Consider the following 9,831-nt stretch of genomic DNA (forward strand, 5'->3'; position numbering starts at 1 on the left):
ATGTTAATATAAATACGAATTATAAATATTTATATTAACAAATGAAGAAGAGGATTTTATCCGCGTCCGGCTGGTCCAATCGAAGGCTTGGATAGCTCCTTGCATTGAAAGCGATTGCAGATCGAGGGCGACTGACGTCTGGCGCAAGGTAGTTCAAATTGAACCCAGGGAGGTTTTTGGAATGAACGTATGGAGAAGCAAAGCGGCATTAAGCGGGCTGGCGTTGACGCTGCTGCTCACGGCATGCTCGGGAGGCAATGGCGAAAGCGGCGGGAATGGCGGCAATGCAGGCAATGGCACCAATAGCGGCAATGCGACGACAACTCCTGCCAATGCGGCGGAAAACAACAGTCAGCAGACGGCCGAGGAAACGCCAGTCGAACAGGATTTTGGCAAGGATGTGAGCGGCGAGGTTACGATTTGGGCTTTTAATGAAAACGTTTTCGAACAGGTCGCGGACGCCTTCATGGCAGAGTACCCCGGCATTAAGGTGAACACCGTATTCGTCCCGTTTGACGAGCTGCACGACAAGCTGCAAACAGCGCTGGCCAGCGGCAGCGGCGCACCGGATATCGCCGAGGTCGAGCAAGGGCAATTCACGCGCTACGTCACCGGGGGCGTACTGGAGAATCTGCTGGACGAGCCTTACAATGCCGGGCAGTTCAAGTCTCTCGTGCCTGAATACAACTGGGAGCGCTGGATGTCGCCGGACGGCACGCAGCTGCTAGGGATGCCTTGGGACTCGACGCCGGGCGTCTGGTATTACCGGGCCGATATTATGGAGGAGCTCGGACTGCCGAGCGATCCCGACGAGTTGGGCGAGTATATCCAGGACGGCGAGAACTTCCTGACGCTCGCGCAGGTGCTCGCGGCGAACGGCAAGCAAGCCTTCGAGTGGCGGGACGGTCCGATTCACTGGGCGGGCGACGAGCTCGGCTACTTCGACAGCGAGCTGAACTGGATACGCGATAACGACAAGCTGGTGCAGATCCTCGACTATACGAAGCGCGGCAATCAGCTCGGCTGGGCTCCGCATATGGGCGCCTTCACCGATGAAGGCAAGCAGCTGGTGCTCTCCGGTCAACTGGTCGGCATGGCGCTGGGCTCGTGGGGGGCCAGGCAGCTCGAGAGCGACTTCCCCGAACTCGCAGGCAAGTGGCGCGTCACTAACCTTCCGTTTGGCATCAACTTCCCGATCGGCGGCTCGAGCTTCGTCATCCCGGCGCAGAGTCCGAACAAGGATGCGGCTTGGGTGTATATGCAGTGGGTGATGCGTTCGGAGAACGCTTGGAAGATCTGGACCAACCACTCGATCCAGCCGGGATACACAGACATCGCCCAGCTCCCCTGGTATGCCGAGCAACCGAACGACTACCTCGGCGGCCAGCAGGACTACAAGCTGTACGAGCGGTTGGCGCAGCAGGTGCCGACCAAGCGGCTTAATCCGCTCGACGGCCGGGGCTGGGAGCTGTGGGTGCCGCGCATCCTCGACGCGCTCGACAAAAACATCGACTCGCGGACGACGCTGCAGCTGGCCAAGGAGGATGCCGAGAGCATGCTGAAGGACGATATCGACAATTTGCGCAAGCAACTGGGGCAATAGGGGGATACCCGCGTGATTGGTATGGTGAAGCGGTACAAGGTGTCGCTGGCGGTCATCCTGCTGCTCGCCGTCGGCGTCTATGTGTGGAACGACAATCGCGGCTTCGATGACAGCGCGATGGCTGCCGTGCCGCGGCATGAGGGGCTCGACGACCGCTCGATCCTGCTATCGGAGGACACAAGCAGTCTGCTGGAGCCGTCGTACTACAAGGTGCTGTCGGCGCTCCAGGCCGAGGGCGCGCTCGACACCGAAGGGTTCGAGGCGCGTATCCGCTCCGTCGACTATGCGGCGCTCAGCAGCGAGGGGGCAGAGGTGCAGACTGCGCCGACAGGCGGACCGCAACAGGCGGTGGCTTTGTCGGAGGAGGGCGGCTGGGTCGAATACGAGCTTGAGGTGCCGGCGAGCGGCTTTTATCAGATGGGGATGACGTATTACGCATTTCCCGGCAAGCGGGCGGATGTCGTGCGCAGCGTCATGATCGACGGCGCTTACCCGTTCTTCCAGGCCAAGAAGCTCGACTTTGGCCGGATGTGGCAGGAGAGCGGCGAGCCCTGGTACGACAATCAGAACAACGAATACAATCCCCCGCGCTCGGAAGTAAGCGATTGGCAATATCGGGACTTCGTCGACGCCGGGGCCAAGGTGGAGGAGCCGTTCCGATTTTATCTGGAGCAGGGGAGCCACACCATGCGCATCGTCTATGTGCGGGAGCCGGCGCTGATCGGCGAGCTGCGGGTATTCTCTCCGCGCAGGGTAGAGAGCTACGAGACGGTGCGGCAGAGTTACGAGGCTGCTGGCTATCGGCCAACCTCTGGCCATCTGATCAAGGTGCAGGCCGAGGAGGCCGTGCTGCGCTCCGATCCGACGCTCAAGCGTATCGAGGACCGCGAGCCCGACACCGAGCCGTTCCTGCCGGACTCTGTCGTGCTCAACGCCTTTGGCGGTCTGAGCTGGCGCGATGGCGGCCAGTGGGCCGAGTGGGAGGTCGAGGTGCCGGAGAGCGGACTATACGAGCTGGGGGCCCGCTATGGCCAATGGTTCCTGAACGGCATCCCGGTGCAGCGCAGGATTACGATCGACGGCGAGCCGCCGTTCCGGGAGATGAACGCCGTCTCCTTCCCATACAAGGCGGAATGGCAGATCAGCGCCTTCGGACCGGAGGAGGAAGAGACGCGGCTGTTCTATCTGGAGCAGGGCTCGCATCGCATCCGCATGGAGGTGCAGGTCGGCGCGCTGGGCGAGATCCTCGAGCGGGTCACCGACACGACGCAGCGGATGTCGCTGCTGACGCGGGAAGTCATACGCGTCACCGGCACCAATCCGGACCCCAACGCCGACTGGCGGCTCGAGCGCAACATCCCGAACCTGGTGCCGCGCTTGCAGAACATGGCCTGGGAGATGGACGACGCGATTCGCCAGCTCTACGACTTCGGCGTCAAGCAGGGCAGCTCGGAGGCGAGCACGCTCTATGAAGCCAGGGACGTGCTGCTCAGTCTCGCGGACGATCCCGCAGCGATCCCGGCGCGGCTGACGCAGTTCTCGGAGCTGCAATCGGCGCTTGGTCTGTGGGCCAACGGTCTGAGCCGGCAGAGCCTGCTGCTCGACTACCTGATCGTAAAGTCGCCGGATCAGCCGTGGCCGCGTCCGGCCGCGCCCTGGTATGAGCGGCTTGGGACGAGCGTCGCCGATGTGGCGCGTTCGTTCACCAAGGAGTACGGCGGTGTCGGCACGGTCTACGAGGAGGACGAGGAGGTACTCGACGTCTGGATCGCGCGTGGCCGCGACTGGGTCGAGATCATCAAGCAGATGATCGACGAGGACTTCACGCCGGAGACAGGCATCCGCGTCAATGTCAATGTCATCCCGGCGCAGCAGATGCAGCTGCTGATGCTCGCCAACACCTCGGGGCTGGCCCCGGACGTGGCGCTTGGCGTCGAGGGCGAGGTGCCGATCGATTTTGCCGTGCGCAATGCGCTGGTCGACCTCGCTTCCTTTGACGATTACGACGAGGTGGCCGCCCGGTTCCGGCCTGGCGCGCTTATCCCGTATCAGTACAACGGCGGGCACTTTGCCCTCCCCGAGAACCAGAATTTCTACATGCTGTTCTATCGCAAGGACATCATGGAGGAGCTGGGCCTGACAGAGGCGGATATCCCCGATACCTGGCAGGAGGCGATGGACTTGATCCCGCTGCTGCAGCAGAACGGCATGGACTTCTTTTATCCGCATGCGCCCAATGCGCCCGCGATGGCGATCAACGAGTTCGCGCCCTTCCTGTTCCAGAACGGCGGCGAGTTCTATAGCGAGAATGGCCAGCGCTCGGCGCTCGACTCGCCGGAGGCGCTGGAGGCGATACGGATGTGGACGGGACTGTTCACCAACTACCGGATCGCCAAGCAGGCGGACTTTTACAACCGCTTCCGATCCGGCGAGATGCCGATCGGCGTGGCGGACTACTCGACGTATATCCTGCTCTCGACGGCCGCTCCCGAGCTGACCGGCTGGTGGGCGATGAAGCCGATGCCTGGCATCGAGCAGGCGGATGGCCGCATCAACCGATCGACGGGCGGTTTGGCCCAGACCGGGATGATCTTCCGCTCCTCGGACCGTCAGGAGGAGGCGTGGGAGTTCCTGAAGTGGTGGACGGGCGCGGATGCGCAGGAGCGGTTCGGCTCCGAGCTGGAGGCGCTGCTGGGCGTCGAGGCCCGCTGGAATACGGCCAATGTCGAGGCGCTCGAGCGGCTGCCGTGGCAGCAGTCCGACATCGACGCGATCCTCGAGCAGTGGGAATGGTTCCGCGAGCGCGAGGTTGTGCTGGGCGGTTATTTTACGACCCGTCACGTAGCCAATATGTGGAACGAGATCGTCCTCAACGGGCGCATCCACCGCGAGGCCGTCGAGGCGGGCGTGCGTGAGATCAACAAGGAGCTGCGCAAGAAGCGCGAAGAGTTCGGACTGGATCGGGAGGACCGAGAGGAAAGACAGGTTCGACAGGATCGGGAGGATCGACAGGATCGACAGGATCGACAAGGTCGGCTCGATGCGGCGGGAGGAGGCGAGGAGCCATGACAATAAGGATAAGCGCTGTGCCTGGCAGCACTGCTGCCAGGCCGGCCGCGCCAAGTGCGCAACAGGCGGGACACTCGGGCGCTCCATCGGCCATGCAACAGGCGGGGCAACCGACCGTGCAGTCGGCGGCCTCACCGGCTGAGCAACCAGCCGTTCACGCGGCTGCGCAACCGACCGTGCAGTCGGCGGCCCAACCGGCTGAGCAACCAGTCGGTCACACGGCTGCCCAACCGACCGTGCAGTTGGCGACCCAATCGGGAGAGCAACCAGCCGTTCACACGGCTGCCCAACCGACGGGGCAACCGACCGTGCAATCTGCTGCGCCATCGGCCGCCCAAGCGATCACGCAACCGGCCGCGCCATCGACTGCTCGCCAGTCTGCGCCGCGCCGCCGACCGTTGCGCTCGCGGCTGGCGCTGCTGTGGAGCGAGATCAAGCGGCATAAGATTTCCTATCTGTTCCTGGCGCCGTTTTTGCTCTTGTTTACCTTTTTTATTATCGTGCCGATCATTACCTCGATTGCGCTCAGCTTCTCTTACTACAATATTCTGGAGTCGCCGCGCTTCATCGGCTTTTCCAATTACAAGCTGCTGTTCGTCGATGACGACATCTTTATGCAGGCGGTCGGCATCACGCTGAAGTTCGCCTTCATTACCGGACCGGTCGGCTATGTGATGGCCTTCCTGCTGGCCTGGCTGATCAGCCAGATTCCGATCAAGTACCGGTTTTTCTACACGTTATGCTTCTATACGCCGTCGATTACGAGCGCGACCGCGATGTCGGTCGTCTGGCTGTACATGTTCGCCGGGGATCGCAAGGGGCTGCTCAACAACTGGCTCATCCAGATCGGCTTGCTCGACGAGCCGTTCCTGTACTTGCAGGATATCCGCTCGATCGTCCCGGTCATCATCATCGTCTCGCTCTGGATGAGCATGGGCGTCGGCTTCCTGGCCTTCCTGGCCGGTCTGCAAAACGTGCCCAAGGATCTGTACGAGGCGGGGGCCATCGACGGCATCCGCAACCGCTGGCAGCAGCTCTTTTATATTACGGTGCCAGCGGTGAAGCCGCAGCTGCTCTTCGGGGCGATCATGCAGGTCGTCTCGTCGCTCCAGGTGTTCGACATCAGCGTACAACTGGTCGGCTTGCCCAGTCCGCTGTATGCGGGGCACACGATCCTCACCCATCTGTTCGACTATGCGTTCATCCGCTTCGAGATGGGCTATGCCTCGGCGATTGCGGTCGTGTTGTTCCTGCTAATGATGGGCTTGAACCGACTTATATTTAATGTTCTGGGGAGGGATTAACCGTGTCGCGATTGCATGTCGGACGCAGGAGGCTGGATTGGGGCGGAGTGGGCTTGTACGGATTTTTGACCGGCTTCGGTCTGCTCATGCTGATGCCGCTCGTCTATATGGCGTCGACGGCGCTCAAGCCGATCAGCGAGCTGTTTTTGTTCCCGCCCCGTTTTTTCGTGCAGAATCCGACGCTGCTCAACTTCCGGGACCTGCTGCTCATCACAGGCACCTCCTATGTCCCGTTCGCGCGCTACATACTCAACAGCGTCATCGTCACAGCGGGCATCGTCGCCGGCGGCGTGCTCTTCTCCGCTCTGGCGGCCTACCCGCTGGCCAAGCACAACATGCCGTTCAAAAAGATCATCTTCGATATGATCGTCGCGGCGCTCATGTTCTCGCCGATGGTGCTGCAGATTCCCCAGTATCTGCTCATCAGCCAGTCTGGCCTTATGAATACATACTGGGCGATGATCCTGCCGTATCTCGCCGCTCCGATCGGGATGTTCCTGATGACGCAGTTCCTGCGTCAGATTCCCGATGCGCTGCTGGAGGCGGCTCGGATCGACGGCGCTTCGGAATGGCGTGTATTCTGGGTTATCATCATGCCGCTGCTCAAGCCAGCGATCGCCACATTCGCGCTGTTCAGCTTCATCACGGCCTGGAACGACCCGTATCCGTCGATGGTGTACACGACGAGCGAGAATATGAAGTCGCTGCCGCTGGCAATCCAGACGATCCAGGGCGGCGCGGGGGTTATCGCCAGAGTCGGCACCTTTGCGGCCGCCAGCTTCCTGATGATCGTGCCGACGCTGCTCGTCTTCGTCATCACCCAACGGATGGTCCTGCAGACGATGGCGCACTCAGGACTGAAGGAATAGGAGGCAGCGCATGAAAGCAGTGATGGCAGTGTTGATAGTGCTGGTAATGCTGGTTGGGTGGGCGCTGCTGCCGACAAGCGCATCGGCGACGATCCCTTATCACGGGTATACGTACAGCTCCGACCGCGAGGTCCGCTCGATCGCGGGCTATGTATACGCCGGTTCGATCGACGGCACAGAGGACCCGGCGATCGGCGCGTTCAATCGTCCGGAGTCGCTGTACTTCGCAGAGGACGGCATGCTGTACATCGTCGACTCTGGCAACAATCGGATCGTCCAGCTTGATCGCGACCGCCGCTACGTCCAATCGTTCGGCGATGCCGAGGGGCCGGGCGCGCTGAGCGAGCCGAAGGGCGTCTATGTCAAGGCCGACGGCACCGTCTATGCGGCAGATACGAAAAACGGCCGGATCGTCGTATTCGACGCCGCTGGCGCGTTCGTCCGCGACTACCCGAAGCCGGAGAGCCCGCTAATCGGCAGCACCTTCTCGTATTCGCCCTCTAAGCTCGTGCTCGACAAGCGGGACTATATGTACGTCGTCAGCGAGGGCAATACGCAGGGGCTGCTGCAGATCGATCCGACCGGGCAGTTCCGGGGCTTCTACGGCGCTAACCATGTCGGCTTTAGCTGGAGCCGGCTGTTCGTGAAGCTGATCGCCACGGAGGCGCAGCAGCGCAAGCTGTCGGCGATTGTACCGGCGGAGTTTTCCAACCTGGAGCTCGACGACGAAGGCTTCATGTACACGACGACGCTCGGAGAGGAGGTCAATCAGCTGAAGCGGCTGTCACCGGTCGGCGTCGATACGCTCAACCTCGGGACGGCTCGTCCCTACGGCGATCTGTACACGGTCGGCCCGTTTGCGATGGCCTCCTTTATCGGCGTCACGGTCAGCCCGGAGGGTATCATCTCGGCGCTCGATCTGCAGACGAGCAAGGTGTTCCAGTATGACAAGCTGGGCAACTTCCTCTTCTCCTTCGGCGGCACCGGCGAGCAGAACGGACTGTTCGTAACGCCGTCGGACCTGAAGCAGGACCTCAATGGCAATCTGTACGTTGTCGATCGCGGACGCAACCGGATCGATATGTTCCGCACGACGCCGTTCGCCGATCTGGTGCACGAAGCGTCGACGCTGTACGTCGACGGACGCTATAGCGAAGCCGAGGCGCTGTGGCAGGAGGTGCTGCGCGTAAACGGCAACTACGAGATGGCCTATATCGCGATCGGCAAGGCGATGTACAAGGCCGAGCGTTACCGGGAGGCGATGGACTACTTTGAGCTCGCCGGCGCGCGGGCAGACTACTCCGTCGCCTTCAAGGAATACCGCAAGGATTTCGTCCGCGAGCACTTCGCCGTGTTCGCCATCGGAGCCATCCTGCTCTTCGTGGCCCTGCGCTGGGGCGCGCCGCGGCTGATTCGCGCGATTGGCGCCAGAGGTGGGCGGGCGAGCTGGAGTAGGCGGGCGAATGGGTGGGCCGGTGAGCAGGGGAGCGGGCGTGGCAATGAGCGGGTTAGCGGTCAGTCTGGTGGACAGATAAGTGGTCAGGCGAAGGCTCGCTCCAGTGGTCAGGCAGATGGACAGGCAGATGGAGAGGCGAGCAGTCAGGGTAGCGGGCAAACGGGCGCGCAAGGGCCCGGCGCAGGGAAGGAGCTGACGAGATGAGCACGTTTGCCATGATGGGCCGCATCCTGGCCAAGCCGTTTGATTTTTTTGAGGAGATTCAGGAGCCGGGCATGCCGCGAGTCGTCCAGGCGTTGTATATCGTCGCGCTCGCCTATCTAGTGCGCATGCTGACGCTTTACGCCGCTGGCTTCTCATACCAGAGCCGGGAGCCTTACGAGATCTCCGCCGTGCAGGAGCTGATCTGGCTTGTCGTCCCGTGGGCGACATGGTGCGTCGCGCATTGGGCGGTCAGCGCCATCCTGGACGGCGAGGGCAAGTTTCGCGAGATCGTCTACGGCAGCGCTTTTGCGCTGGTTCCCTATGCCGTCTGCATGATTCCCGTGACGCTGCTTACCCGCATCCTCTCGCTCGATGAGTCAGGCACCGTACAGATGCTCACCGTAGCGGTCTACGCCTGGGTCGCTTGGCTCGTCTTGCTCAAGGTGAAGATTTTGCACAATTTCAACCTGGGCAAGGCGTTGTTCATCATCTCGCTAAGTATCGTCGGCATGCTGATTGTCTGGTTCGCGGGCATCCTGCTCTTCGGGCTGGCCAACCAATTCATCAGCTTCGTCACGGACATCGCCAAGGAGCTGCGGCTGCGGGCATAAATTGGAACAAAATGACTCGTAGAACGGTGTGATGTCCAGACTTATGCGAAAAATGGCACAAAGTGACTCGGAAAACGGTGCAACGTTCAGACTTGTGCGAAAAATGGCATAAAATGACTCGGAAAACGATGCAGCGCCCAGACTTGTGCGAAAAATGGCACAAAATGACTCGAAAAACGGCGCAGTGTCCAGACTTATGCGAAAAATGGCACAAAATGACCTGGAAACTGCGCGTCGGTCCGGACTTGTGCGAAAAATGGCATAAACTGCCCTTGGACACAGGTTACTGACAACACGCCGCGGCGACCTGGAGATAGTCCCAATTAGGCTGTTTGAAAAAAGCCGATGAGGAACGGAATCGTTACTGGAGAAGCGAAGCTACGCTTACGATGGAAGTTATCCCTTCAGGGTAACGTTGAGGAGGTCTGATCGTGAAAAGAGTATCGGAACGGAAGTGGGCGGCGGGGTGGTTAGCCATCGTGCTAGTGGTTGTGATGACGGGGCAGCAATTGCTCTCGTTGACAGTGCCGTCGCTACTGGCAACGAGAACGGCTGTGTCTGCCGCCGAGCCAGAGTCCGGTGCGGATGCTGTAGACGAAGCGCGGCCAATGGGAAGCTCCAGCGCAACGGCGCGGTCTCGCATCGCACCGACAGGGGGCGATGCTGCCAATATGACTCAGGTGCAGGGGGAGAGCCCGCCGCCCGGCGCCGACCC

Annotated in this window: 7 protein-coding genes; all 7 read left to right on the forward strand. The window is 61.2% G+C overall.

Translation table 11 applies throughout. From position 1 onward, the window contains the following. Positions 1-181 precede the first annotated feature (181 nt). The gene (locus PA598K_RS21950) at positions 182-1,603 is read left to right on the forward strand and encodes an ABC transporter substrate-binding protein (RefSeq protein WP_128659020.1); all 1,422 of its coding nucleotides are present in this window, start codon (positions 182-184) and stop codon (positions 1,601-1,603) included. 21 nt (positions 1,604-1,624) lie between these two features. After that, entirely contained in the window at positions 1,625-4,672 is a 3,048-nt protein-coding gene (locus PA598K_RS38820) for an extracellular solute-binding protein (protein WP_305780249.1), read from the forward strand. Next, positions 4,669-5,976, forward strand: a complete 1,308-nt coding sequence (locus PA598K_RS21960; protein ID WP_260405540.1) for a carbohydrate ABC transporter permease — start codon at positions 4,669-4,671, stop codon at positions 5,974-5,976. Before PA598K_RS38820 ends, PA598K_RS21960 begins: the two co-directional genes overlap by 4 nt. 2 nt (positions 5,977-5,978) lie before the next feature. After that, a complete protein-coding gene (locus PA598K_RS21965; RefSeq protein ID WP_128659023.1) occupies positions 5,979-6,845 on the forward strand; it encodes a carbohydrate ABC transporter permease in 867 nt (288 codons plus the stop codon). 10 nt (positions 6,846-6,855) lie between these two features. Then, a complete protein-coding gene (locus PA598K_RS21970; RefSeq protein ID WP_128659024.1) occupies positions 6,856-8,505 on the forward strand; it encodes a hypothetical protein in 1,650 nt (549 codons plus the stop codon). After that, positions 8,502-9,116: a Yip1 family protein gene (locus PA598K_RS21975; RefSeq protein ID WP_128659025.1), complete on the forward strand. Its 615-nt coding sequence runs from the start codon at positions 8,502-8,504 to the stop codon at positions 9,114-9,116. The genes PA598K_RS21970 and PA598K_RS21975 overlap by 4 nt, the downstream gene beginning before the upstream one ends. Before the next feature lie 431 nt (positions 9,117-9,547). Next, positions 9,548-9,831 (forward strand): hypothetical protein (locus PA598K_RS36400; RefSeq protein ID WP_185602160.1); only part of this gene is annotated, 284 nt, incomplete at its 3' end.

The organism is Paenibacillus sp. 598K, from assembly GCF_003851045.1.
Taxonomy (GTDB): Bacteria; Bacillota; Bacilli; order Paenibacillales; family Paenibacillaceae; genus Paenibacillus_D.